The 24875-nt window shown below is 39.8% G+C and carries 25 protein-coding genes and 1 pseudogene; 2 read left to right on the top strand and 24 right to left on the bottom strand.

Annotated features, from left to right (window positions below; all coding sequences use genetic code 11):
• Nucleotides 1–58: 58 nt before the first annotated feature.
• The 16 genes and pseudogenes from H7T98_RS00480 to H7T98_RS00405 form a co-directional block, all read right to left on the bottom strand.
• Entirely contained in the window at nucleotides 59–1432 is a 1374-nt protein-coding gene (locus tag H7T98_RS00480; protein ID WP_037602561.1) for a GHKL domain-containing protein, read from the bottom strand.
• Nucleotides 1433–1465: 33 nt separating this feature from the next.
• Entirely contained in the window at nucleotides 1466–2776 is a 1311-nt protein-coding gene (locus H7T98_RS00475) for a hypothetical protein (RefSeq protein WP_201060989.1), read from the bottom strand.
• 279 nt (nucleotides 2777–3055) lie between these two features.
• Nucleotides 3056–4783, bottom strand: a complete 1728-nt coding sequence (locus H7T98_RS00470; RefSeq protein WP_201060987.1) for a DUF6287 domain-containing protein — start codon at nucleotides 4781–4783, stop codon at nucleotides 3056–3058.
• A 9-nt stretch (nucleotides 4784–4792) separates the two neighbouring features.
• Nucleotides 4793–5053: a hypothetical protein gene (locus H7T98_RS00465; protein ID WP_002884593.1), complete on the bottom strand. Its 261-nt coding sequence runs from the start codon at nucleotides 5051–5053 to the stop codon at nucleotides 4793–4795.
• Nucleotides 5054–5869 carry an ABC transporter permease gene (locus H7T98_RS00460; protein WP_014635018.1) on the bottom strand — a complete coding sequence of 272 codons (816 nt, stop codon included), beginning with the start codon at nucleotides 5867–5869 and terminating at the stop codon, nucleotides 5054–5056.
• Nucleotides 5870–5877: 8 nt separating this feature from the next.
• Nucleotides 5878–6663, bottom strand: coding sequence for an ATP-binding cassette domain-containing protein (locus H7T98_RS00455; protein WP_037602569.1), 786 nt, complete (start codon nucleotides 6661–6663; stop codon nucleotides 5878–5880).
• Nucleotides 6664–6672: 9 nt separating this feature from the next.
• On the bottom strand, nucleotides 6673–7185 hold the full coding sequence (locus tag H7T98_RS00450; protein WP_037602571.1) for a hypothetical protein: 513 nt from the start codon (nucleotides 7183–7185) through the stop codon (nucleotides 6673–6675).
• Nucleotides 7182–8780 carry an Hsp70 family protein gene (locus tag H7T98_RS00445; RefSeq protein ID WP_022495864.1) on the bottom strand — a complete coding sequence of 533 codons (1599 nt, stop codon included), beginning with the start codon at nucleotides 8778–8780 and terminating at the stop codon, nucleotides 7182–7184. Before H7T98_RS00445 ends, H7T98_RS00450 begins: the two co-directional genes overlap by 4 nt.
• 362 nt (nucleotides 8781–9142) lie before the next feature.
• Nucleotides 9143–10180 carry a S66 peptidase family protein gene (locus H7T98_RS00440; RefSeq protein WP_013991153.1) on the bottom strand — a complete coding sequence of 346 codons (1038 nt, stop codon included), beginning with the start codon at nucleotides 10178–10180 and terminating at the stop codon, nucleotides 9143–9145.
• A gap of 151 nt (nucleotides 10181–10331) precedes the next feature.
• On the bottom strand, nucleotides 10332–10595 hold the full coding sequence (locus H7T98_RS00435) for a SemiSWEET family transporter (protein WP_008535551.1): 264 nt from the start codon (nucleotides 10593–10595) through the stop codon (nucleotides 10332–10334).
• A gap of 99 nt (nucleotides 10596–10694) precedes the next feature.
• Nucleotides 10695–11138: pseudogene (locus H7T98_RS00430) on the bottom strand (LD-carboxypeptidase); the annotation flags it as partial.
• A gap of 96 nt (nucleotides 11139–11234) precedes the next feature.
• Entirely contained in the window at nucleotides 11235–11930 is a 696-nt protein-coding gene (locus tag H7T98_RS00425; protein WP_175057784.1) for a LiaF transmembrane domain-containing protein, read from the bottom strand.
• Nucleotides 11931–11934: 4 nt separating this feature from the next.
• Complete coding sequence (locus H7T98_RS00420) at nucleotides 11935–12381, bottom strand: LytTR family DNA-binding domain-containing protein (protein WP_037598460.1); 447 nt, start codon at nucleotides 12379–12381, stop codon at nucleotides 11935–11937.
• Nucleotides 12382–12593: 212 nt separating this feature from the next.
• On the bottom strand, nucleotides 12594–14321 hold the full coding sequence (locus H7T98_RS00415) for a zinc ribbon domain-containing protein (protein ID WP_175057785.1): 1728 nt from the start codon (nucleotides 14319–14321) through the stop codon (nucleotides 12594–12596).
• A 46-nt stretch (nucleotides 14322–14367) separates the two neighbouring features.
• The gene (locus H7T98_RS00410; RefSeq protein WP_201060985.1) at nucleotides 14368–15585 is read right to left on the bottom strand and encodes a DUF6574 domain-containing protein; all 1218 of its coding nucleotides are present in this window, start codon (nucleotides 15583–15585) and stop codon (nucleotides 14368–14370) included.
• Between the two features lie 117 nt (nucleotides 15586–15702).
• On the bottom strand, nucleotides 15703–17088 hold the full coding sequence (locus tag H7T98_RS00405) for a Cof-type HAD-IIB family hydrolase (RefSeq protein ID WP_175057787.1): 1386 nt from the start codon (nucleotides 17086–17088) through the stop codon (nucleotides 15703–15705).
• Nucleotides 17089–17161: 73 nt separating this feature from the next.
• Here H7T98_RS00405 and H7T98_RS00400 point away from each other — a divergent pair, with 73 nt between their 5' ends.
• Together H7T98_RS00400 and H7T98_RS00395 are read left to right on the top strand one after the other, a co-directional pair.
• The gene (locus H7T98_RS00400; RefSeq protein ID WP_201061055.1) at nucleotides 17162–18127 is read left to right on the top strand and encodes an asparaginase; all 966 of its coding nucleotides are present in this window, start codon (nucleotides 17162–17164) and stop codon (nucleotides 18125–18127) included.
• 3 nt (nucleotides 18128–18130) lie between these two features.
• Nucleotides 18131–18274 (top strand): hypothetical protein, encoded by a 144-nt coding sequence (locus H7T98_RS00395; protein WP_004183437.1) that lies wholly within the window; start codon nucleotides 18131–18133, stop codon nucleotides 18272–18274.
• A 51-nt stretch (nucleotides 18275–18325) separates the two neighbouring features.
• Here H7T98_RS00395 and H7T98_RS00390 read toward each other — a convergent pair whose 3' ends face one another.
• From H7T98_RS00390 to recG, 8 genes are all read right to left on the bottom strand, one after another.
• Nucleotides 18326–18538 carry a helix-turn-helix domain-containing protein gene (locus H7T98_RS00390; protein ID WP_002884695.1) on the bottom strand — a complete coding sequence of 71 codons (213 nt, stop codon included), beginning with the start codon at nucleotides 18536–18538 and terminating at the stop codon, nucleotides 18326–18328.
• Between the two features lie 9 nt (nucleotides 18539–18547).
• Nucleotides 18548–19156, bottom strand: coding sequence for a DUF2975 domain-containing protein (locus H7T98_RS00385; RefSeq protein WP_138261782.1), 609 nt, complete (start codon nucleotides 19154–19156; stop codon nucleotides 18548–18550).
• A gap of 193 nt (nucleotides 19157–19349) precedes the next feature.
• Complete coding sequence (locus tag H7T98_RS00380; RefSeq protein WP_004183441.1) at nucleotides 19350–19787, bottom strand: hypothetical protein; 438 nt, start codon at nucleotides 19785–19787, stop codon at nucleotides 19350–19352.
• A gap of 28 nt (nucleotides 19788–19815) precedes the next feature.
• Nucleotides 19816–20013 carry a hypothetical protein gene (locus H7T98_RS00375; protein ID WP_138261783.1) on the bottom strand — a complete coding sequence of 66 codons (198 nt, stop codon included), beginning with the start codon at nucleotides 20011–20013 and terminating at the stop codon, nucleotides 19816–19818.
• Nucleotides 20014–20030: 17 nt separating this feature from the next.
• Nucleotides 20031–20789: an ABC transporter permease gene (locus H7T98_RS00370; protein WP_014632622.1), complete on the bottom strand. Its 759-nt coding sequence runs from the start codon at nucleotides 20787–20789 to the stop codon at nucleotides 20031–20033.
• 2 nt (nucleotides 20790–20791) lie between these two features.
• Nucleotides 20792–21679, bottom strand: a complete 888-nt coding sequence (locus H7T98_RS00365) for an ABC transporter ATP-binding protein (protein WP_014632621.1) — start codon at nucleotides 21677–21679, stop codon at nucleotides 20792–20794.
• Nucleotides 21666–21869, bottom strand: a complete 204-nt coding sequence (locus H7T98_RS10270) for an Msa family membrane protein (RefSeq protein ID WP_353953987.1) — start codon at nucleotides 21867–21869, stop codon at nucleotides 21666–21668. Before H7T98_RS10270 ends, H7T98_RS00365 begins: the two co-directional genes overlap by 14 nt.
• Before the next feature lie 894 nt (nucleotides 21870–22763).
• On the bottom strand, nucleotides 22764–24794 hold the full coding sequence (recG, locus tag H7T98_RS00360; RefSeq protein ID WP_260319146.1) for an ATP-dependent DNA helicase RecG: 2031 nt from the start codon (nucleotides 24792–24794) through the stop codon (nucleotides 22764–22766).
• Nucleotides 24795–24875: the final 81 nt, after the last annotated feature.

The raw sequence follows: 24875 nt of genomic DNA, 5'->3' as shown, positions 1-24875 counted from the left end.
TCTTTTATGGTCCTGTAACCAAAAAAAGAGCCAAATCCTTTGATTTAGCTCTACAACTTTATTTAAAAATTAATTCCTGTTTAAAGAGATAATCACCACTACTTGTAATCAAGTTGGCATCACCGTATTTCTTAAGAATGTCCTTGGCTGAGTGAAGGTTAAGAACAGACGTTTTCTTCTGATTTTCTTCCTGCATAATGGCATCAAGGTCCACTCTTTCTTCTTGTGTTCTATTTTCCATAATAAAGTGGAAGGTGCCATCTTGATCATGACGGTGAAAACTAAAACTAATCTGACTAACAGTCACCTGCTTACTCTCATCAATCGCATTACTAAAGAAAATAGACACCAGCAAGGTCAAGTCAACCACATTCATGGTAAACCCTGAAATCTCCTCAGGAATATCACAAGTCACTGGAATATTACTACGTTTAGCCTCCATCATACGAGCCGAAAGAAGACTACGTAAGGGTAAGGACTGAATATTTTCCAGCTTAGGATTATCAATGACACGGAAACGTTCAAACTCCTTGGCACTCTCTCTAAGCACATTCTGATACACCTGCTCGGCAAGAGCCTCTTCCTGGTCACGCACTTCCTCTGAAAATTGTTCCACAACCGTCTGATAAGACTGTCTATATTGTAACAACTCATTGTAGAGAAGATCAATCTTTTGGTTGGCCTTGGTCAAACTATTCAAATGCCTCTTTTCCTCCATGGCCAAACTCTCTTCCAAATACTGCCTAGACAGTTGATTAAGATGGGCAACTAGGAAAATGAAAGCCACTGCGGACAAGAGAACCCAAAGCATCCGAAATCTCAACTCCACCTCTGAAGAATAGCCAGGGAACCAACTGTCTAAGTTCACACTGAGATAGATTCCCAATAAATAAATGGCCATTGCTATAGCAACTCTTCTAGAAATCTGGAGGTTCTGGAAAGAGTCATCACTATAGACCTTCCAACGCTTCAAATCCAAGCCCAAGAAACGGTCAAATACAAAATAAAGTGGCAAAATCAAGCCGTAAGATAAGAGATAGAAAAGAGCATTGGACCCTACCTCAGCGACAGGGAGATTTAAGAGAAGGGGAATAAAGAAGAGTCCCAATAAGCGATAAAGTAAATCTGACGTCACCACTGGAAACAAAGTATGAAAAGCATACTGGGTCACTGACCAGGTCTTCCCTTTAGCAAGAAAGGCCAAAATCATCAGGATAAAGACATCAAAAACCATAATCATGTTAGTAATATTATACTGAATGACTACATCTAACAGGGCTAAGGTCAAGAAGACCGTCCAGGAGATACGAATGTCTGTCATTCGTTTGAAAATGGCACAATTTATCGTCAGAGTTAAAATAAGCTGAATGGCTAGAAAGGCATCTGTATCATAGAGATTTAAAAAATTTATTCCCAAAAACGATTCAAACATCGAATCTCCTTTCTATATTTTTTTTACAAGTCTTTAGTATTCAAATTGCTGTCTATAGATGAACTTATCATTCTTAAAGCTAAGTTTAGACTGAGGGTAACGCTCCATAATATCTTCGAGCTGCTCATTGATTGATAAGTGACTCTCATACGCCTCGTGGGGCGCCTCGGCACTATCTTGCGAAAGGGTTGTCTCTACAGAGAGGACCTGGACCTCACCTCTTTGGTAATAAGACATACGAACTAAACTATTTTCTTGACCATGAGCTCTCAACAAGGCATTGTCCAAGAAGGTGGTTAGAACAGCTGATAAATCCACTACATCGATATGAACTGGGGATATAGGGTCTGGAACCTCCATGATAAAATCAACGCCAACAGCATGAAATTCCATATACTTACTCTCAATGACGGAACGTAACAATTGAGAAAGCAGGTTGGAAATATCTGGCATAACCTTGCTGAAGGGAACTTCCTCCTCAGATAAGTTCTGAGTGTCTCCCTCTTGACTAGTAGCCAGAACGGTCTTAACCTTCTTAGGTACGACTACCTTAGGCACTCCATCACGGTATAGATCCTGATAGAGATGGAGGATATGTCTACTAGATTCCTGTAAGCTCTGGAAATGACGCTCCTGCTCCTCCTTCAATTCTAGAAAGAGCTCATCCTTAATCCACTGGTTGGCATAGGAAACAACAATGAAGAAGGCTCCTGTTGCTAATAGAACGATCAACTTGGCATAATTGTTAACCACTTCCACAGGCCAGATGCTAGCAAAGTAAGGCATGAAATCATTTAGAAGCCCGTATGAAAGAAAGGCAAAGCTAATCCCAATAACAATAGGGGTGAAGTGTATGCGTAAGCGCTCCTTTTCCTCGACCTGCAAATATTCATAACCAATAAAACGGTGAACCAAAAGATAAAGAGGATAAGTAACTACCACACATATAAACTCTGTTAAAGATTCTGGAATGCGGCTCATCAAGTCGTCTCCCAAAAGTAAAGGAAAGACGATTAATGACAAGCCTCGTATAATGATATTGGTTGTTCCCCAGGCATAAAAGCTATTAAATACCGGCTCTATCCATGGCAAGTCTGGACGTTTGTAATAACTAAAACAAAATAATATGAGAGGATTAAGTAAAAATTTGAATCCCATAGGAAGAAGGGGAGTCAAAACAACTGACAAAAGACCACCTAATAAAAGTAGCCTCCAAGAAATCTTGACCCTACCAGCTGCATGAAACATCAGATAATTGACAAAGAAAATCAAGAGTGTGTCTATAGATACTAGCCAATGAAAATCTTTAAAAACAGCAAATAGCGATTCAATAATAAAAGTCATTCTTTTCCCCCTCTCCCTTTAATCTGATTTAAGAAACTTCCTCAAAAATCCCCTAGGAAGCCCTTTTTACAACACTACTCATTATATAGCTTTTTGTAAGTTTTCACAATAATTAAATTTCTAATAAAGTATATAATACCTCTAAGAATCCATTTATTTATATAAGATGGACTTACTATTAAATTAAAGTTACAAATGTAACATAAAAAGTTGAGATAATTTTATCTCAACTTTTAGGTTATAACATTACTTTTTTTAAGACTTTCACCCTTGTCAGGTCTAGTCAGCCTTATAGTAGAATTGCTTGGCGTCAGATTGTGGCGATGCTGACTGAGTGACCAAAATACGGTCTTTAGTATTATCTGAACCATCCACAAATCCCTGAACTGTCGGAAGTGTAACTCCCTTTGGAATAAAGAGAATTGCTGCTCCAGAAATACCCATTCTTAAACTTGATGTGAGATAGCCATTCTCAAGTTTTCCATTTGTATTTTCAACAACATAATTCTCAGGAGCTGTTAAATTGTCCTTAGAAAAATTCAAACTACTACCATTCCCATTCTTCCAAGTCCCTTCGAGGCTTTGGAAGTTATTATCCTTGATAGCATTAACATCCATGCCTGTTTGTTCGGTCTTAGTTTCTGTTTTTGCCTCTGATGAGCTTGATGATGACTCTGATGTTTGTGAAGAACTTGAAGATTCTGAGCTTTCAGACGTGCCAGCACTAGAGTAATGCTTGAGCAATTCTTGGTAAGCCTCTTGCATGTCGTCTGGTGCTACCTTATAGGTCTGAACAGCCTTCTTATCGTAATTGCCCTTCCAGTAGTTAGTTACATAATAAACAGTACCATTAGAGCCTAGAACGATTTGGTAAGAATCCTTATCTTGGTCAACCAAATCCTTATAGAGCTTGTTATAGCCATTATAATTGCCACCAGTTTTATCATCAGCTGAGAAGTCCTTAAAGAGGGCTTTTTGTTCAGCGGCATCGTCTTCATACATAGCATGTTTCTTATCCTTCAAGGTATAAAGACGGAAAGATGATGTTGGGCTATAGTCTGCGGTCTTACCACTATTGTCATTAATCCCTAAAGCAAAGGAATCAACCGTGTTTTTATAGTCCTTGAAATCATAGTTTGAGACTTCCTTACCATTGATGATACCACTCGGAACACCAGTAATATGTTCATAGCCATCCGCATTGATGAGATTAGCAAGGATGGTAATCGTTTGGCTGCTATCTTTTTCCTTAGGTGCCTTAAATGAAAGGAAGGTTGGACTACCATCATTGACCTTAGTGATACTATCAAAACTGCTTTGAACTAAAACAGCATCCTTGGCATAGTCAGACTGATAGAGCCATTTCCCAAAGGCTTCTGTGATGGACTTAATGTCTTCAGTCGAATAGTCTGCAATATAAGTGGTTTCCTTATCACCATTGACATCGGTCTTAGTCTTGATATCTGCATTTGGCTTATTTGGATCGTTAGAAGACGACTCTGAGCTTGCATCGCTACCAGAGGATGAACTACTTGATTCCAAAATATCCTTAATAATGCTTTTAACTTGGCTACTTGAAGAACTAGACGAGGTCTCGCTAGACTCAACGACTTCAGAACCTCCCTCAACCTGAGTATAGGTGTTTGAGTCAGTCATTTCAACCTTTGCATCTCCTCCAGGCACCATACTTGGTGTGATACGGATAGTACCGTCTGAGTTGCCGTTAGTTCCAGCCAACTTAAAGCTCAAAGAACGGTCTTCGCCGGATTGGGCATTAGCCTGATAAGTATCACCTGTCTCAGTATTTTTGACTTCGTATTTGTCTCCCTTGATTTTACGAACTTCAAAACGCACCTTGTTCCCAGTATTCTTATCGACAACGGTTGTGGCATAAACTCTTGAAGACGATGTGAAAGCCGTGCTCTGAGTATATTTTCCAAGTACCATGAAGACCAAAAAGACAATCAAGGCCAAACCGATAAACTTTTTATGTTTAAACTGTTTCATGAGGTCCTCCTAGATAAATAGATAGCCTACAACATAGCCAAAGAGAGCAATACAAATCAAGAGCAAAATTTCCAAAACTAAAAACCAGCTAAACTTGAGATCGCCCAAACCAACCTTAGACAAAACTTGTCTGAATTTAGAATTTTTCTGTCTGCTCAAACCACTAGAAAGAGCAAAACCAGTCTTAGCAGCTTCAGCAACTTCCTTATCGCTCGGCTTGCGGCCATGCTGAACTTGGAAGTCAATCAGCCATTCATCATATTGTTGCATTTATTTCTCCTTCTTCTGAAGTGTGACGAAAAAGAGTAGGGCATAAACTAGGCAATGAAGTACCAAGGCCCACCATTGTCCCCAGAATTCGCCTGTAGACCCTTGAAAAGCCTCCAACTGGCTCTTAGGGACAGGAACATGGTACTTAGCCAAGCTAGATGGCAAGTCTGACAAGTCACTAGAAATCCCAAAAAGCTTGTGGCCATAACCTAGATAGACAAATTTTTGTACCCAATCAATGGCTTTTGGCAAAGATAGGATAGTTCCCGACAATGAAAATTGCATGATACCCACAACGACTGCTAGGATAACAGAGGTAATCTCAGATTTGCCAACCAAGGCTGAGATAAAGAGGGCAATAAAATGCGACGCCAAGAAAACCAGAAGCACTGTAATCCCAACTTCCCAACGGTAGGAACCAAAAATATGACCAGCGTCTGGAAATTCTTTGTCAAAGAACTTACTAAAAACAGAGTAAGATAGGATAAAGACAATGGTTTCCAAAACAGCAAAGAAGGCGTGAATCCCCATACTAGCCAAGGCAAAGGCCGAACGACTCAAACCTGAGAAAAAGTCACGGTTGAGGACCGAGCGTTCCTTAGAAATATAAATACTGTTTTGAACCACAATCAAGAGACTGGTTGAAAAAAGCAAGAGAAAGAGGGTCATTCGAGTTGTTTCGAAATCTTTCAAAAATCCCTTGTCCTGAATATAGAGGATTAAGCCTTCGAAAGCGACAATGCCCAGAAGAACCTTAACAAAATCCATGTAGTGATGTTTAAATTTATACCAACTTAATCGTAATGCTGCGTTCATAAGTCTCCCTAAATCTTGTAAATACGTGTTGAAGCATTGAGCTCTTGGTAGACATCTGCGATATTCATATCCATATATTTACGAATCATATAAGGATCGCTAGTCTTGTATTCCAAAAGCAACTCTTCATAGGTCCCTGCAAATGTCGGACGTCCCTTAGACAAGAAGATAATCTTGTCAAAAATAGCCAAGTTTTCTGTGTTGTGGGTAATAACCACAATAGACTTGTTAGCTGATTTAGCCAAGATTTTCAAGGTACGTAAGAGATTACGGTCACTAAGAGCATCCAAGCCTGAAGACGGCTCATCAAGGATAAAGTAGGGACTAGGGCTAAGAAGCTCGATACCAATGGAGACACGGCGTTTTTGCCCACCAGAAAGCTCTGAAATCTTCTTGTTTGCAAATTCCGTCAGCCCTAAATCATCCATAATCCCTGCAATGCGATGCTTTTTAGTCAGCTTACCACTTCCTTTCAGATGATGGTCCGCATAAAAATCAAAGGTCTCAGATACCTTGAGGTACTCACGAAGAAGATTTTGTTGGGGCACATAGGACCAAGAGCGTGAACCAGCAGTCACAGGTTTGCCATTTTCTAAAATACGAAATTGTTGGCAGGTTGGTTTAAGCTGGCCAAGGAGAATCTCAGTTAAGGTTGTTTTCCCTGAACCAGAGGCACCCAAGATACCGACAACTCGGCCAGTCTCCATAGTAACATCCAAATCTGTAAAGAGCTGGTTATCATTTCCCTTATATTTGAAACAGATATGTTCAAATGTTAATTGATTGGTTTCCATTAATATCTCCTAAGACATAAGTAACATCAAAGCCACAATTAGAATGGCTCCGATAATAAGAACGATGACATTGATATTGAAGAAGAGAATCAAGCTTAGTAGAATCACAAAGGCGAAGGCCGCAAAGAGGTAATTTTTAAGAGACGACTCTTTAGTCTGAGTCACCGCAACAGGTTCAAAAGGGATTTCCTTTTTACCTGATACATTGCTAGTATCAGCAGCCGTCCCCTTCTCAACTTCCCAAGCCTTTCTCTGAGCCTGTCTGAGTTTTCGGTCGTATTGTAACTTCTCATGGTCTGAGAAAAAGATTGAGCGAATCGTGTAGAGCTCACTACGCAAACGCTCTCCCTCTTTATCCAAGGTACCATTTGTCCAGAGTTCCTCCAGCTCTTCACGTAAAAAGGAAAGTGCCACGAAACAATCTTGAGCCGACATCTCTGGAGAGATACGGTTACTGACCTCTCTTAAATAAGATACTTCCTGTCCTGTCTCTGTATCAATTGCTTTGTAGTAGTCTATCATGAGATGAATTTAGCAAAAATAGCTTGAAGTTCTGACAAGTCTTCCTTAACCACTTCTTGGGTTTGGTTGACTTGTGCGTTGACTGAAAAACGTGCCACAACAGTATTGCTTCGAGGATCAGACACTGTTACGGTAACAATTTGTTCCGAATCGAAGGCATAGGTGACTTGTGCCAAGAGCTCGCCTTTCTGGCGAGGTTGTGGCACTTGTCCTTCCACTTGTCCCAAAATCTTCACAGCAAATGGATTTTCATAATTTCCTTCTGTGATACGAAGCTTGAACTTACTCTGTCCATCCACGACCGCAAAGAGATCCTTGGTCACTGCCAAAGGCAAGACCGAGTTACGTGGAACCACGACACTATTATAGTAGTCACCCACAAAGCTGTAGTTCTTGTTTGGATTTTTCTTGAAGAGCAGACCTATTCCCTGAGAGGTCACATCCTTGACAACTACTCTGTCTGTCTCAGTTGTCTTACCATCCTGGTGCTCAGAGAAGCTAACCTCGTTATTGACGATAAGGTCGGCCAAAATAGATGCCCCCTGTGCCACGATAGTGTCTGGATTAAGGTCAAACTTAGGTTCCAAACCACTCATCAGGCGAATCATTTGACGAATCATTGGCATACGTGTTGAACCACCCACAAGCAGGATATGGTCAATCTCTTCCCATTTCAAGCCAGACGCTTGAAGGGTAGATTGTACCTTGATTTCAGTATCTTTGAGGAGGTCCAAGGTAATTTCATTGAAAATTGCTTGAGTAATCAAGACACCGTAACCTTGACCATTGACATAGTGCTCATAGAGAGCTTGGTCATTCACTGATAGACTAGTCTTAATCTGCTCAGCCTTGTATTGAAGTTGAATTTTTTCCTTCTCGGAAAGGTTAGTCATATTGACCCCTTGTTTTTCCAACTCCTGCATGATGTAGCCCACAAGACGCTTATCAAAGTCAATCCCACCAAGACGTGAATTCCCATCAGTTGCCAAAATATCATAGGCATGATCAGCCACGCGCATGATAGTAACGTCAAAAGTTCCTCCACCTAGGTCGAAGACCAAGACATTTCCTTGGGCATTTTTAGTGTGGGCATAGGCAATGGCCGCAGCTGTAGGCTCATTGATAATACGCAAGACGTTAAATCCTGCGATACGACCAGCATTCTTAGTTGCCGCACGTTGATCTGACGTAAAGTAGGCAGGCACTGTGATGACAGCATCCTTGATACCGTCTGCCTGGCCCATCTCCTGACCAACGACATAGGCACGTTTACGAAATTCGTTCAAAACCAAGGCCGAAAGAATAATAGAATTGACACGTGTGTGGTCTGGTGTATCACTAGCAATCGGACGCCCGATGTCACGTTTGAAGTCAAATTTAAAGTTTTCTGTACTTCCGATTTCTGTCCCACGCTCGATGGCTTCTTTACCAAAAGATACATGGTTTTGGCCACTAATATTTGAGAAGTAAACCGCTGAACGTAAGACCTGATCGTCATTCGTCCCCATCGGAATAATCTCTGGCACATCTTCACGAACAACAGCCATAACGGAATTCGTTGTCCCTAAATCAATACCAATCGCTTTTTTTCTCATAACAATTTCCCTTCTAGCCTCATTCCTCATTTTGAGTTTTCTTGACTATAGCTCCAAGCAGGCATCCGCTTAGATTGTCTCTATTCATCGCTGTCACATAAAACTCCAAAAGAGTAAAGTTATTCCAGTCTAGTTTTTTTCACTATACTATATTATCACAAATAAAGAGACTATAAAATAGGAAAAAAGGGAGTAGGACCGAACAACTTTTTAAAAATTGTTCCTTGTCCCACTCCCTTGAGTCTCAATCAATCTGATAGACTGGATGAACTTAGAAATACAGGAGTATTATCCACTTAAAGTGTCATGCTTTATAGCAACTAAGATACTCCTACTTTCTAAAAAAAGCTGAGAGTCTTATCTCAGCTTTCTTTGTTATAGTCAAAGCGAATGACTTGCTTCTTTGCATCTACATGGGCGTGGACTCCAAAGGGAACAATCGCTCTTGGAGTTGCGTGTCCGACATTCAGATTATAGACAATTGGGATATTGCTATCAATGATATCCAATAGTGCCTCTTTATAGTCGTCATAGAAGGTTTCATCCATAGGTTTCCCGACCAAGAGTCCACTGACGACCTCAAATATCCCAGTTTCTTTTAAAGTTTGCAACATTTTTTTGAAATCATCAGGTTCAGGCTTTTCTTCACTTGTTTCTAGCAATAGAATCTTTCCTTCCCAGTCGGATAAGTCAGGGAAAAGTTTGTATTTTTGGCAGAGGTCTGTGCTATCTGCGTGTAGAGAGTTGTCAAAAATATCGTAGAGGGATTCGAGGCAACCGCCGAGGATTTCCCCCTCGAACTTAGCATTGCCTTGTAACAAGTCAAAACCTGTATTTGCATGGCTGACACGAGGAGTTCCCAAGGCTTTGGGACTGAAGTCAGTTCTTTCCTCATACCAAACGTCACTAGGGCGAATTTCCGAGATTCTTCCCGTCTCAATCAATTCCTTGAAGTAGTGGAGGCTATATGGCAACATTTCTTTGTCTAACTCACAAATGTCTGCTAAAAATGATTGGCCGTAAAAAGTCTTGACCCCTAGCTTATGCAACATGAGGTGGTTCATGGTTGTATCCGAGAAACCGAGAAAAATCTTTGGTTTGATAACCTTTTGTAGTTGGTCATTTTCAAATAGGTAGGGTAGCAAGCGATAGGTATCGTCTCCACCAATGGCACATAGAATCATGTCGATGCTATCATCAGAAAAGGCATGAATCAAATCCTCTGCACGAGCTTCAGGATGTTCTTTGATAAAATCTAAGCCTTTTAGCGAATGAGGTAAAAAGATAGGATTGAGTCCAAGGTCCTTGAGACGTTGAATACCCAAGTCCACTTCGTGCTTGACAAAGTCTTCACCGATAATTCCACTAGATAAGCTCACAATACCAATAGTAGAAACCATGTCTTGACCCTCCTGAAAATAGATTGAGCCTATCTTATCACAGGAGATGAGATAAAACAACAAGAATTAGAGTCAGAAGAAGACTTTTAGATCGAGAAAATAGTAAAAAAGCAACCGCTCGATGTGGTTGCTTTTTATAGTAGTTGTATTCTTATAGAGCAGTAAGGAAAGTCAGTCCGCCAAGGATAACCCCGGCTGAGTTTGGAATGATTAGAATCCAGTCTTTCTTAGGCTCTTGTGTCCATCCATAAATGACCCAGATTAAGCAAGAGACAGCTGCTGATAAAGGTTGGAATGGTTGAGCTTTGTTCCCTTGTAAATTGGCAAAAATTTGAGGGATGTAGGCTATAAATACAATAATCCCGATAAAGGCACCAATTGAACCAACAACTTGATTAATTCTCTGTTTAGTCATATATATTTCTCCTTATTACTTTATTAGTATAACAGAAAAACAACTTGGATTCAAGGACAAAACCTCGGGATTCTAAGGAAAGACTTTACATTAGAACGTTTTTAGAAAATGTAGCAACATTTCTTTGTCTAACTCACAAATGTCGGCTAAAAAGGATTGGCCGTAAAAAGTCTTGACCCCTAGCTTATGCAACATGAGGTGGTTCATGGTTGTATCCGAGAAACCGAGAAAAATCTTTGGTTTGATAACCTTTTGTAGTTGGTCATTTTCAAATAGGTAGGGTAGCAAGCGATAGGTATCGTCTCCACCAATGGCACATAGAATCATGTCGATGCTATCATCAGAAAAGGCATGAATCAAATCCTCTGCACGAGCTTCAGGATGTTCTTTGATAAAATCTAAGCCTTTTAGCGAATGAGGTAAAAAGATAGGATTGAGTCCAAGGTCCTTGAGACGTTGAATACCCAAGTCCACTTCGTGCTTGACAAAGTCTTCACCGATAATTCCACTAGATAAGCTCACAATACCAATAGTAGAAACCATGTCTTGACCCTCCTGAAAATAGATTGAGCCTATCTTATCACAGGAGATGAGATAAAACAATAGGTATTATATTAATCAGAGGTTCCCTCCACTAACTTAATTAATCGAACTCTCACCAACATAAATAATTTCTAAATTACCCAAGGAAACATCTCCTTTGATGTAGAAGTCCTTGCTAGTCAGGTTACTAGGATTTTCCTCATGCTGTACAGCTGAAAGAGAGTTATCCACATTCACATGTACTCGCCAATCACTGGGCACATAGAGACTAAGACTTCCAAGAGAAACGTCCACATCAAACTGGGCAGATGGCCCCTCAATACGGCAATTATCCAAATAAACGGAAGCCTGTCCTAAACTAACATCCGCACTCCCATGCGTAAATTGCTGGTCATTGAGATATTTGGTCACTGCTGAAAAAGTGACATCAATATCATTTCCACCATTATTAGCGTCCGAACCAGTAGAACCCAATCCAAAACGATTCTTTGTTTTACTAGAAGGATTGAAGAGAATGTTCAAGCCAATAACTGCAAGAATCGAAGAAAAGATAAGGACAGAATTAGATACTGGAAGAAAATGGAACTGTCCATTAAGTGAAAATAGAGCCACAATGCCATAGGCGAAACCAAGACCAAAATGTCGCTTCAAAAGACTAGAAAGGGACAAAATTACCAATAAGACTACCCAGGCCAACATCCAAATACTAATTTCCCATTTTATAAAATAGTCTTGTACAATTACCAAAGCTGCCAAAAGGATCAAGAGGATCCCAATTAATTTCTTTCTCATTATCTTACCTCATTTCGTTTAGTCGTTCTTTTAAAACTTGATAGTAGCGTCTTGATACATGGACCTGCTTGTGGGTCTGATAAAAATTCACCGTACTAGTCCCCGAAAAAGACTTCTCTAAAGAATAAATCTGCTTAGCATTAACAATCGTCGATTTGGAAATCCGACAAAAGGCAATCGGGAGCAACTCTTCTAATTCGTAGAGCTTTTGCTTCACCTCATAGGCCTCATCCTTGGTATGTCCAAAAATCTTTTCCCCGTCTGTTTCAAAAAAGAGAATATTTGCCAAATCCAGAAAATATTCGCTTCGATCCTTGTAAAAGGCTAAAGGAACTAACTTTTGCTTTAGAATAGATTCTTGGAGCTGGGCTAATTCCTGTGTTAACCGAGGAGCTCGAATCAAGATTTCAGGCTCATCCATGGATGGGTCTAATTCGATTCTAACTTTCATATGACTCCTTTCCTGTCCTTTTGATGCTTCCATTATAACAACTGCTTTACACAAAACAAGGCCTTTTAGGTAAGTGGCACGGTTTAGCCCCTAAGAGGTAATAACAGACAAACAAAAGAACCTGGCAATTGCCAAGTTCTTCATTTTTTAGTCTGGAGGACTAACCTCCTATTTGTAATCCGTTCAATGCTAACTAACTGAGCAAGCATCTACTATTTCACCGTATTTTCACGACTCACATTTTGTGATTCGCCAGCCTTGCCATTGATACGGTAGTCGCTGTAGTTAGAACCATTGTTGCTAGAGTCACTATCATCACCAACATATTCTACATTACATGACCATGAGATTTTATCTTTGATATCTCCTGATGACTTGAATTTCGAATCATAACCATAATAGAAATCATAAACTGCAGTGAAGGTCACCTTGAAGGTCTTCTCACCAGTCTGAACGACTTCTGTGACGTCAACGTCTGAGAAAGTAATACTATCAGCGGCACGGTTTTTGGCACCTGTAGTATTTTTATCAATATCAGCCGTTACATCCTTGTACATGGTATCATCAGTACCATTAAGGAAAATATCGGATACACCATCTGGTGTCGTGTTGTGATTAGAAGCGTAGCTACCAAATTTACCGTAGGCAGCGGTCAAGAGACGATCTGCCGTATCACGGTCAAGAACACCATCAGCATCTAGAGTAACCGTTTGACCTTCAGAGATTTTCTTAATAGACAGTGTCTCTGTCTTGATAGAGCTACCATCTTCGAAATTCTTCTTAACATAAACGGCTGATGATCCAGCTACTGCTACCTTGTTAACATCTAGTTTCCCTGAGTTAAGGGTTCCAACTTTGGTACCACCAACGTAGAGGTCTCCATCCTTAAGATTAGACTTAACAGTAAAGCTAAGATACTCTACAGAAAGGTTAACTTCTGTTTTAGAGGTCACATTTTCCTCAGATGAGACCGTGATATCTTGATCATTGACCTTACCAGAAGCCACAAAATTGTAAGTTCCTGGATAGAGATGGTTCAATTTAGCCGTGTAGTTATTGCCATCTGTAGTCGCATAAGAAACCCCGTTAATAGTCACATTCAAATCAGCTGTATTAACGGTTAAATCAACCGTTCCAGGATCTACCACGACTCTCCACTTAGGAAAAATAAGGAACTGACGCCCAACCTTTTGCATACGTTCGCCAGACAGGAGTTGGCTCTTGCTATAGGCTTGTGTACTTTTAGTGTCTGTGTACTTGACTTCGGATGTTTTAATTTCCTTTTTAGTATCAGACCATACTTGGTATTCCAAGCTATCTTTAAAGCTCTTCTTAGCTGCTGCTTCATAACGCTCTGCTACTTGACCACGTGAGTAGTAGTAAGAACCAAAGCCGTAACCAGCAAGTGCCAAGACTGCTGCAACAACACCAGCAATAATCAGGATTTTCTTCCCTTTAGCCATGGCAGGCTTGGCTGGTTTCGCAGCCTTACCATCTGAGATAAACTGATGGATAGTTGACACATCATAACCTGAAGACTTACCAAGTAAGAATTCCTCAGGAAGAGGTTGACGTCCAACATAGGTTTTAAAAGCCTTCATCCAGATGGCTTGTGCTTCTTTAGAAGCGGCCTCTGAATTTTCTTCAGTTTGACCTTGATCTGCTTGAGATACTGGTGAAAGCTCCTTAGTTTCTAAAGGAGTCGTTTCCTCTTCATCACCAAGCGGTACATCTTCAAACACTTCCTCGGCAACGTCATACTCATCAACTTCTTCTGTTGGTTCAGAAGGAGTGGCTGCTTGGTCCAAGCCCATTGCCGAAATGCCTTTAATAGCCTTTAAGTCAAAGTCTGCTTTCTGGCCTTCTTCAATCTCCAAAGCATGGGGCGGACGACCAACTGCCTTTTCAAATAAATCAATCCACTTTTCTTTTGTTGCCATAAAGACTCCTATAAACTTGCTTTTTCAAAAATCGTCAGAGGTTTACTTAGAATAGAAGACCTACTGTAAATGATGACATGATAGCAAATACGATTGCAAACAAGATTGACAAAATCACACCATTCAAAAGTGCTGCCAAAATCATTTGATAGAACTTATCAGCCTTCCACGCTGTTGTTACAGGAACAATTGTAAATAGATTAGCAATTGCAAATAAGAAGTAAACAACATAGAACAAGAATCCTGGGAAGGCAACAAGTCCAATAGCTCCCAACAAGATTGTTACAAGCAAGATTGGCAAGGCTAATGATGTCAAACGACCAAAACGATCAAAGCTATTCAAGAAAGTAGTCTCAGGGTCACGGAAGATGGCCTTACGTGTCACAAATCCTGCCAAGATAAAAGCAAAGATAAAGAGGAAGGCAGCTAGGATACTTGCGAAGAAGGCTCCAAAACCAATGCTAGATGTATGACTTGAAATTGAAGATGAGTAACTATCTGTTCCATAAGAACCAAACATACTAGACAATGCATTTGTTGTTGATACAACTGGGCTAATAAATTTACGTGCCACAGCGCTCAAGATTGCAAAGAAGGCAAGTCCAGTGAAGAGTGACAAGAAGATATAGTTAAGCCAACCATTGTGTTTACCATAGTCTGTCATGTCAGCTGGACGACGCCATGCATTAAGCAACCATGTCCAGTAGTTTTTGAAAGTTGTCGCAAATGCTGATGGTTGTGCTGGAACAACTACAGCTTGGCCATTGATAAATTGAACATTTTGACCTGGTTGAAGCGGTTGACCGTTAGCAAAAGCTGTTTGTTGACCAGCTTGAGCATTCGCAAAACCAGCTTGTGGTTGCACTGCTTGATTTGGCACTCCTTGGACTGGAGCTGTTTGAGCCCCTGCAAAGGTTGGTTGTGCTTGAGCAGCCTGAGCATTTGCAAAAGGAGCTTGCGGTTGTGCTTCTTGTGCACTTGCAAAAGTCGGTTGTTGTTGCGCCTCTTGTGCACCAGCGAAAGTTGGTTGTGGCTGCGCCTCTTGTGCACCAGCGAAAGTTGGTTGTGGCTGCGCCTCTTGTGCTGGTGTTTCTTGGGCACTAGCGAAAGCTGGTTGAACTGGCGCTTCTTGTACTGGAGCAGTTTCTACTGCTGGGGCGTCATCTTGGAACTCACCAGCTGCAAGTGCTGCTGCAATTTCTTCTTCAGTCGCTGAACGACCATTGATGGCTTCAAAAAAATCTAACCAATCTGCTTTAGTCATAATAATCTCCTTAAAAATACATAGAATGACTTTATTTTATCACAAATAAAGCCATTAATAAATGTCATTTTTATTAGAAAAAGGTTCGGAGCAAACTGTCCAAACCTTTATAACTTCTTATTTACTTCTTTGTAGAGATTTTTGAATCTGACGATCTAGCTCACGTTTAATGTGTGGTTCTGGTGCAAATCGCGCTTCCCAATCACTTGGTTTAAGAATTTTGTGAGTCACAGGATCAAAGTGAGCTTTGCCATCTGGGAAAATTTTACCCATATTAGCCTCATGAACCGTATCAAAGAAAGGCTTAGGATCCACACCCATAAGGACAAATGAACCATAGGTCAAATAAAGCAAGTCAGTCAAAGCATCCACCTGACCAACCATAGTTGATTCTGAGTGCTCTTTAGAACTAACTTTGAGCGCTGCCTTGTCAAGAGCAGCATGCAAATCCAGAACAGCCTGACCAAAGACACGCTTGTCCCCACCTGATGAAGCATAGAGGAATTCGACAATTTCTTCCAACTTGAAGTCCGAACGGTGACTAGCTTCCTCAATACCGTAAACACGAGGCATATCGGTAGTTGAGCCATCCATCAAATGGTGGAAATCCTTAACCTTGTTGAAATTGTCATCATCACTGGTAAATGAATTCTCTGTTTCAAAGTGAATCAAACCATAGTGTGACAAGGCTTTGGCAATCCCATTCTGGTTATTAGTATCAGTGACATGGGTAGCCTGGTCTTTCAGTTCGTCTTCACCATTTCCCATGGCAACACCAACGCCAACGCCAGACAGCATTTCTAGGTCATTTTCCGAATCCCCAAAGGCCATAACCTCACTGAGTTCGAAACCAAAAACCTCACCTAGATGAGCAATACCTTTCAACTTAGATTGATCCGCTGAAATAATATCGGCTGAGTAAGGACTTGAGCGGGTAATCTTCACATGAGGAAATTTTTCTTGAATACCCTGTGTTTCACCCACCGTCGCTACCATAACTACCTGATAAATAGGCTCACGCATGATAGTTTTAAGGGTTTCAATGCTTTGTGGCTTGAAACGACGAATCAAAGACTTGAAACTACGTTCCACCATCTTAGCCCAGGACTTAGGGACAATACGACTAACGATTTGCCCAAACTTACTCGTCCCCATACTGATAATATTGGAACCAACAAGACCTGTACTAGTCCCTAGAGAAATCTCTCTACGGTGCTTGGTGGCATAGCGAATCAAGTTGTAGACTGTTGATTTAGGGAGCTGGTTTTGATAAAGGACCTTGTCGTGAGTCAAAATATACTGACCGTTATAAGTGACTGCAAAATCCAGACCTAGATTGTCCATGAAAGGCTGGACAAATCCTGGACCACGACCTGTTGCCAAACCAACTAAGATACCATCTTCCTTCATTTGACTGATGGCTTTTTTGGTTGAACTAGACACGCGTTTTCGGTCATTTAGAAAAGTCCCATCAATATCAAAAAAGACTGCTTTAATGGCCACAGAGCTCCCCTCCTTCTAACATTTTATGCTAAAATAAATTATAACATAAATATGATAGTGAGTAGTATAAATGATAAAAAAAATCCTAGTCCTTCACACTGGAGGGACCATTTCCATGTCAGCGGATAATGATGGCAGGGTCAGCCAAAACGCTGATAATCCCATGAACCATGTGGGACTTGATTTAGATAATTTAGAACTAACCGTTCTCGATTTTCTTAATATCCCTAGCCCCCATATCACACCCTACCACATGCTGGATATTTACAAAAAAATCAAGGAAACAGCTGGGCAATATGATGGTGTGGTCATCACCCACGGAACAGATACTCTGGAAGAGACAGCCTACTTCCTAGACACCATGGCCGTCCCTGAGATTCCAATCGTCCTAACCGGTGCCATGCGTTCGTCAAACGAACTAGGAAGCGACGGAGTCTATAACTATCTCTCAGCCCTACGTGTTGCTAGCGACGACAAGGCCGCTGACAAAGGAATCCTGGTCGTGATGAATGATGAAATCCATGCAGCCAAGTATGTGACTAAGACCCATACCACAAACGTGGCAACCTTCCACACACCAACTCATGGTCCACTAGGAATCATCATGAAGCATGACATCCTCTGGTTCAAAACTGCTGAGCCTCGGGTTCGCTTTAATTTGGAACAAATCACAGGAACAGTCCCAATCATCAAGGCCTATGCTGGGATGGGTATCGGAGATGGAATCATCAGTCTCCTAGACCCTGAGAAGATTGACGGTGTAGTTATCGAGGCACTAGGTGCTGGAAACCTCCCACCATTAGCCGCAAGAGAAATCACAAAACTGATGGAAAAAGGTGTTCCTGTTGTGCTCGTTTCCCGCTGCTTCAACGGTATCGCCGAACCTGTCTACGCCTATGAAGGAGGCGGGGTCAAACTCCAAGAAGCTGGCGTTATGTTTGTTAAAGAACTCAACGCACCAAAGGCTCGCCTCAAACTCCTCATCGCACTTAGTGCAGGACTCAAAGGCCAAGAATTGAAAAACTATATCGAGGGATAAGACATGAAACTTAGTATTGAAGCAACCGATAAATTGAAAAATAAAGATTTCCACTATGAGCTGACAGTCTCAAAAACATATATCGCCATAGTCTGTGGTACCGTGCTAGCCAGTGTAGCCCTGGTCGCATGGTTGAAGAAAAAATAAAAAAGCTTGAAGCATGGTCACTAGAGAAGTGACTGAACTGCTTCAGGCTTTTTAGTTTTCTTCGTCAGGTCTATATTCAAGAATATCTCCTGGTTGGCAATCTAACTCCTTACAAATAGCATCCAGAGTTGTAAAACGGATTGCCTTGGCCTTGCCTGTCTTAAGAACCGAGAGATTGGCTGGGGTAATACCAATACGTTCTGCCAGCTCACCCGAGCGCATCTTCTTCTTGGCAAGTTCAACGTCCAAATTGACAATAATCATAAGCCCCTCCTAAATCGTGTACTCATTTTCCTCAGCAATGGCATTAGCCTTAGTCAAAATCATAGCAACAGCATAGAGAACAAAGCTAACTAGCAAATAACTGATATTAAAGAAACTATAACTATGGTTGCCTGTCCCAAATGTAAAGATACCATTATGGATAAAGGCCCCAAGAACTAGCAAATGTGCTGACCAACGAACCAACTTAGCATTTTTAGCGATAAAAATATCAGAACGATAAAGATTAATCAGAAAGGCACGTAGACACAACAAGAAGCCTATGTTGACTGACATACGAAGGAAATCAATGGTTGCTGTAAAAAGCGTCAGACTAGTGCTAGTACTTTTCACGGTAACTCCCGAACCAAGAAGCATACGCAAACCTTGGTGTAAGAGTCCTTCATGACCAGTCAGGATAAAGGCATCAGTAAAAATGGTGATTACAAGACTTAAAAAGCCCACAAAAAGGAGAACATTGACGAATAGGAGAACACTACGCAGACGTTTTTGTTCTTGCGTTTCCTGGCGACTTTTGGCACTTTTGGCAGATCTCCAACCATAATAACTAGAACCAGCTAAGGCTAGGACGATTAAAACATAGAATAAGATAGTTTTCATGTGTTACCTCAATTGTAAATACATTTTGATTTTTTTGGAGAATAGACTAGAAAAAGCCAAGGTGCCTCTAGGAGCCCTTGACCTCGTTCTAAATCATTAGCTAACTATTAACAGTATCAATTATATCGAATATCAATATAAAATACTAGTTTTTAGATAAGATTTTACTACTTTTCAAATAAGAATTATTCAATTATTTGACCGCTGTTTGTCCCTTACGAAGACGAATCGCATCACAAGCTAGAGAGACCAAGAAGAGCCAGACTGATGTACTAAAATCCATTACAAGGTGATTAGTCATTCCCAACTGCAGGAAGATATTCAAGGCTGATGGCACAAAGGTTAAGAGGGCAACCTTTTTCAAGAAAAGAGAGAAATCTTCTGTCCAAAGTGCCTTCCAAGTAAAGGATTTAAGTTCTTTACGAAGGAACCAAATCAAGGCAAGATAGAAGGCAAATTGTAGCTCTGCGACCAGCCAGTAACCCCAACCAGAAAGGTAATGAACCTCTGCACCTGGGAAAAGGCTAGCCACATCCACAAAAGGAAGGATAGGTAAAGCAAGCATTGCAAGACCGTAGATTGCCATAAGAAGAATAAGAAGAGCGTTGATGATTAATTTAAGTGTTTTCATGATAAGTATTTCCTTTGTTAAATAGTTTTTAGTATATAATTTCTCTGATACTGTCAATAAAGTTCATTCTATCACGATCTGCTAAACTGCCCATAATTAAAGGCAAAGCAAGTGTAGATAAGGCACCGATAATACTTAGAATTAATCCTACTATAAATAAAAAGTACTCAGGTATAAGAAAGCGTCTAATTTGAGATAATACTGAAGAACTTTTTTTACTCTCCATAATAGTACCTCAACCCACTAATACTCAAGTCTACTGTAAAAATATAAAGAAGCAATATACAAAATTGCATAGTAGACTACAAATAATAACATAATAAGTAATATACTACTATTAAAAGACATATGACCTAACACATTAACATAACCGTTCGGAAACACATATTTTAGCGAAGCAAGTTGTGGAGCTATAAAAGAAAAAAGTGCAAAAATAATTCCTACAAGCATAGTGAATCCATTTGTCAAGATAATTGATGCCAGACTGGCAACTAATAAACACAACAAAAACACCAAAATAGTCCCTAAAATACTAATTACCGTATACTGTACATCATCAATTTTGGAAGGCCAAAACCTACCTGATGTATATGGTTTATGAACCAAATAAACATAATAAGTAAACAATGATGAAAAGAAAGTTATTACTATATACAATATTTGAAACAATAAAATCGCTCCTAACTTTGCATTTAAAATAACTTTTCTACTAATATCTTTGTAAAGATACATAATACCACTTGTAATTTCATCCCTAAAAATCGTACTTACAATATAAATAAAAACTACTAATGGCAAGGTCATTTGGTACTGAGTAAATAAAACTGCACTAAAAAACTCTAAAAAGCTTAGTGACCCTACTGGGGCGCTCAATTGCATAAAATTGGTATTAAATAATCCTACAACAATTAATAGCATTGGGAAAAAGCTAAAAGCTAACGCAATTTTTGATTCTTTTTTCTTCAACAATGCTTTAAAAAAAGGTAATGTTAAGTAATTCATTCCTATTCCTCCACAAATAATCTTTCTAAACTATCCTTTTTAGATAAAACATTATTAATTAGCTTAGCAACTGCAAGTTGTTCCAAGATACTATTTAATGCTTCATTATTTACAGAATTATCAATTTCAATATTATTTTCACTATACTTTAAGCTATATTTTTTCACAAGATTCTCTATCAAATGATTATCTTCATCTCTGAAAATCTCATTCAGCTCTATTATAATACTATTTTGCTCCGTACTGATTTTATCATCAATTATCCCTGATTCAATGAAAAGATAACGTGTACACAAGTCTTCTAATTCTGCTAACTGATGACTAGATATTATCATTGATGTTTTATTAACTTTTGACCATTGTTTTAAAATTTCCAATAAATTTTTAACACCGATAGGATCTAAACCCACAAAAGGCTCATCTAACAACACAAATTGAGGTTCCGTAACAAGAGCCAATGCTAAAGCAGTTCTTTGTTTCATACCAAAAGAAAAATCTATAGGTTTTCTATCTTTAGCTTCCCAAAGTCCGACTAATTTCAGTATTTTTTCGATATTATCTTGATACTGTTCTTTCTTATGAATTTTAAGATATAACTTTAAGTTTTCTTCAACACTAATTTGTGGAAAGAATACAGGTTCTATCATGATTCCAAAATCTTTAAGAATATTATCTTCTTTAAAAATGTCCCTACCATTAAAAAAAACATTCCCTTCTGTAGGATTTTGAGATTTTGCTAATATTTTGAGCAAAGTACTCTTCCCTGAACCATTTTTACCTACTAAACCTATAATATCTCCCTCTTCAATCGTAAAAGTAGCATTTTCTAAAGAATAAAAAGCATTACCCTTATATTTTTTTCCTAACCCTTTAACTTCAATTATTGCCATTTTTCTTCACCATACGTTCCATAACTTTTATACTAATATACTCTACCAAGAAATAAAGTAAGGCTACAAATACAATTTGAGAAGGCTCAATTAAACTATTATTTATCTTGATATACATTTCTCCACTTGTTATTGTATTTTTTTGAATAAAACTAGTCCAGACACTAGAACCTTTTAAAAATAGCCCTATAATAATGTAAGCAATTAAAGAGATTGCTGGAAAAATTCATCAATATCTTGCTTTTGGGCTAGGAAGTTAAGCAGTTCTGTGCTAAACTGAGTCATAGGAATAAATCTCTTTCTAGTAATGTGTTGCAACTCTACTATAACGGATTTATTCCTTTTTGTGTTTACACAACTTATTTTACACTATCATTTCTCTTTTTCGCGAATAAGATTGTCTTTATCGAAAACTTATTATCGTTTATCGATAATTATATATTACACTCTTTATTTCTCCTTGTCAACAACTTTTATCGTTTTTCGATATTTTTTATCTAAGATTCAAAAAAATAGAAAAACCAGCTAAGAAAATCTTAACTGGTTACCTTACTTATGTTAATCACCTAGACTGGTCATACTTCCGTCTAGACTTGTTATGATTTTAAGAAGAGGGGTTCTACGTTATGAAAAAAAGGAAAAAGGGATTTTGGAAAATGAGGGATGAAAGTTGTAGAATATGGGTAAATTTAGCCTCTTCCTGGCATCAATATTAGTTTTGATAAACCTTAAAGTCTTGAGGATGCTTTTGGAAATTTGGGTTGTATGTTACTTTAATTTTTACTGTCATTGTTGTTTCCTCCTTTTTAGGAATGGTTTGGCCTAGCCAAAACGTTTTATTATCAAAACCTATCTCGTTTTGATGGTTTTATTATAGGATCTCTAACTTAAAGAAAGCTTGTAATAAGCTTGAAGGAAACTTAAAACTCTCAGTGAGTTCACTGAGAGTGCTTGTGTTTATATCATGGATAAAATAAGATAAAACCTGCAAAATAAAATATAAGACCTATCAGTAGAAGAAAGAAGGGATGAAAGATAGCAAAAAAATCGAGTTTTAACCGCTTCTTTTTCATGGGTTTCCTCCTCAGTCAAACTCAGCTTGCCTTCTCAAATGAGCTCCAAGCACCTGCCAATCAGGATTCTCGCGCCAGTTAGGGTCAGACACAATTTGGCTGGCCACGCGCCTTGCTTCTTCTAAGATATTGTAGTCTTCCACAATATCAGCCACTTGAAATTCAGGAATTCCTGACTGACGTGTCCCAAAGATCTCTCCTGAACCACGCATTTTAAGGTCCTCTTCTGCTAGAACAAAACCATCCGTAGTCTCACACATGGCTTGCATGCGTTTTTTCCCGGTATCATTTTTAGGATTAGCCACCAATACACAGTAAGATTGCTTGTCGCCACGACCTACACGGCCTCGAAGCTGGTGAAGCTGGCTAAGTCCAAAACGATCCGCATCCATAATGACCATAACCGTAGCATTTGGCACGTTAACCCCCACTTCGATAACTGTGGTTGATACTAAAATTTGAGATTTTTTATCCTTGAAATCTTGCATAATCTGGTCTTTTTCATCATTTTTCATGCGACCGTGCATCAGAGCCACTGTAGCTGAATCCCCAAAGAAATCTGTGAGTTCCTGATGAAGGGCCACCGCATTTTTCAAATCGAGAGCCTCAGACTCTTCAATCAAAGGTGAAATAAAATAGACCTGAGCATCTTTTTCCAACTCTCCCTTGATCCAAGTCAGTACGGTATCTAGTTGCTCATGTTTAACCCAACGGGTAATAATGGGCTTACGTCCTGCTGGCATCTGGTCAATGATTGACACATCCATCTCCCCAAAGGCAGTGATAGCCAAGGTCCTAGGAATAGGGGTCGCTGTCATCATAAGGACATCAGGATTATCACCTTTCTCACGGAAAATACGACGTTGATTAACCCCAAAACGGTGCTGTTCATCAGTAATTACTAGCCCAAGCCTGTGATAAGTCACAGCATCCTGAATCAGTGAGTGAGTCCCCACGATCATCTGAGCCTCCCCAGATTCGATTTTGGAAAGAGCTACTTTTTTGTCCGCCGCCTTCATCCCAGAAGTTAGGAGCACTACCTCTAGCTCAGGAAAAAGCCCCTGCAAACTCTGATAATGCTGCTCTGCTAAGATTTCCGTCGGTACCATGAGGGCAGACTGCAATCCTGCCGTATAAGCCCCATACATAGCCAGGCTAGCGATAACTGTTTTCCCTGAACCCACATCTCCTTGCAAAAGACGGTTCATATGAGCTCCAGATTTCATATCAGCTAGGATTTCCGATAAACTGCGCTGTTGGGCCTCTGTCAAGGGAAATGGTAATTCTGCAATTTTTGCCTTAATTTTGGCTTCATCGTAAGCAATTGCTAGACCATTGGTTTCGGACTTATTCTCAGCCTTCAGCACCTGTAAATTCATCTGGAAATAAAAGAGCTCCTCAAACTTGGTCCTACGTAAAGCCTGCTTATATTCAGCCAAATCTTTCGGAAAATGCATAGCACGCACAGCCTCTTGGCGTCCCATAAGACGATACTTGTCCATAAGCACCTGTGGGAGACTCTCCTCCAACAAATTAAGAGCCCCACTATCAAAAGCTGCCTTTATTGCCTTTATCAGCTGGGCCTGACTAACACCCTGGGCCACATGATAGACCGGCTGCATATCGTCCTCAACTTGAGCCAATACTTTCATACCAGTCACAGCCGACTTCTTCTGGTCCCATTTGCCAAAAATAGCCACTTCTGCCCCCATCTCAATCTTGTCCACAAGATAAGGCTGGTTGAAGAAACTAATGGCAATCACTGCCTCTCCTTGCTTGATTTTAAAACTCAGACGATTACGTTTAAAGCCATAATATTGCACATTGGCAGGGGTCACCACCGTTCCCGTAATAACAGCCTTTTCGCCATCCATCAGTTCAAAGATAGACTTACTCTTAAAATCTTCATATCGGAAAGGAAAATAAAGCAAGAGGTCCCCAACCGTGTGCAAATCTAATTTGGTAAATTTTTCAGCGGACTTAGGACCAAAGCCTTTCAAATCCGCAATCGGTGAATCTAGTTGAATCATATCCTCTATCATTTCTATCGTGTTCTTCTCCTCGTGAAAGAGGAAGCCTTATCAGCTATTATAACACATGAAAATGGACTTCACTAAAATCAA

Source organism: Streptococcus sp. 23.2, assembly GCF_016648665.1.
Lineage (GTDB): Bacteria > Bacillota > Bacilli > Lactobacillales > Streptococcaceae > Streptococcus > Streptococcus salivarius_E.
This window is presented reverse-complemented; position numbering and strand designations above follow the sequence as displayed.

What these genes read in the sequence shown, in the direction of transcription:
- H7T98_RS00480 (WP_037602561.1), bottom strand. Translation starts at nt 1,432, where the DNA reads ATGTTTGAATCGTTTTTGGGAATAAATTTTTTAAATCTCTATGATACA.
- H7T98_RS00420 (WP_037598460.1), bottom strand. Translation starts at nt 12,381, where the DNA reads ATGAAAGTTAGAATCGAATTAGACCCATCCATGGATGAGCCTGAAATC.
- H7T98_RS00390 (WP_002884695.1), bottom strand. Translation starts at nt 18,538, where the DNA reads ATGATTATTGTCAATTTGGACGTTGAACTTGCCAAGAAGAAGATGCGC.
- H7T98_RS00380 (WP_004183441.1), bottom strand. Translation starts at nt 19,787, where the DNA reads ATGAAAACACTTAAATTAATCATCAACGCTCTTCTTATTCTTCTTATG.
- H7T98_RS00440 (WP_013991153.1), bottom strand. Translation starts at nt 10,180, where the DNA reads ATGGTTTCTACTATTGGTATTGTGAGCTTATCTAGTGGAATTATCGGT.
- H7T98_RS00385 (WP_138261782.1), bottom strand. Translation starts at nt 19,156, where the DNA reads ATGAAAACTATCTTATTCTATGTTTTAATCGTCCTAGCCTTAGCTGGT.
- H7T98_RS00465 (WP_002884593.1), bottom strand. Translation starts at nt 5,053, where the DNA reads ATGCAACAATATGATGAATGGCTGATTGACTTCCAAGTTCAGCATGGC.
- H7T98_RS00395 (WP_004183437.1), top strand. Translation starts at nt 18,131, where the DNA reads ATGAAACTTAGTATTGAAGCAACCGATAAATTGAAAAATAAAGATTTC.
- H7T98_RS00410 (WP_201060985.1), bottom strand. Translation starts at nt 15,585, where the DNA reads ATGACTAAAGCAGATTGGTTAGATTTTTTTGAAGCCATCAATGGTCGT.
- H7T98_RS00475 (WP_201060989.1), bottom strand. Translation starts at nt 2,776, where the DNA reads ATGACTTTTATTATTGAATCGCTATTTGCTGTTTTTAAAGATTTTCAT.
- H7T98_RS00450 (WP_037602571.1), bottom strand. Translation starts at nt 7,185, where the DNA reads ATGATAGACTACTACAAAGCAATTGATACAGAGACAGGACAGGAAGTA.
- H7T98_RS00365 (WP_014632621.1), bottom strand. Translation starts at nt 21,679, where the DNA reads ATGGCAATAATTGAAGTTAAAGGGTTAGGAAAAAAATATAAGGGTAAT.
- H7T98_RS00415 (WP_175057785.1), bottom strand. Translation starts at nt 14,321, where the DNA reads ATGGCAACAAAAGAAAAGTGGATTGATTTATTTGAAAAGGCAGTTGGT.
- H7T98_RS00375 (WP_138261783.1), bottom strand. Translation starts at nt 20,013, where the DNA reads ATGGAGAGTAAAAAAAGTTCTTCAGTATTATCTCAAATTAGACGCTTT.
- H7T98_RS00460 (WP_014635018.1), bottom strand. Translation starts at nt 5,869, where the DNA reads ATGAACGCAGCATTACGATTAAGTTGGTATAAATTTAAACATCACTAC.
- H7T98_RS00445 (WP_022495864.1), bottom strand. Translation starts at nt 8,780, where the DNA reads ATGAGAAAAAAAGCGATTGGTATTGATTTAGGGACAACGAATTCCGTT.
- H7T98_RS00370 (WP_014632622.1), bottom strand. Translation starts at nt 20,789, where the DNA reads ATGAATTACTTAACATTACCTTTTTTTAAAGCATTGTTGAAGAAAAAA.
- H7T98_RS00455 (WP_037602569.1), bottom strand. Translation starts at nt 6,663, where the DNA reads ATGGAAACCAATCAATTAACATTTGAACATATCTGTTTCAAATATAAG.
- H7T98_RS00470 (WP_201060987.1), bottom strand. Translation starts at nt 4,783, where the DNA reads ATGAAACAGTTTAAACATAAAAAGTTTATCGGTTTGGCCTTGATTGTC.
- H7T98_RS00435 (WP_008535551.1), bottom strand. Translation starts at nt 10,595, where the DNA reads ATGACTAAACAGAGAATTAATCAAGTTGTTGGTTCAATTGGTGCCTTT.
- H7T98_RS00425 (WP_175057784.1), bottom strand. Translation starts at nt 11,930, where the DNA reads ATGAGAAAGAAATTAATTGGGATCCTCTTGATCCTTTTGGCAGCTTTG.
- recG (WP_260319146.1), bottom strand. Translation starts at nt 24,794, where the DNA reads ATGATAGAGGATATGATTCAACTAGATTCACCGATTGCGGATTTGAAA.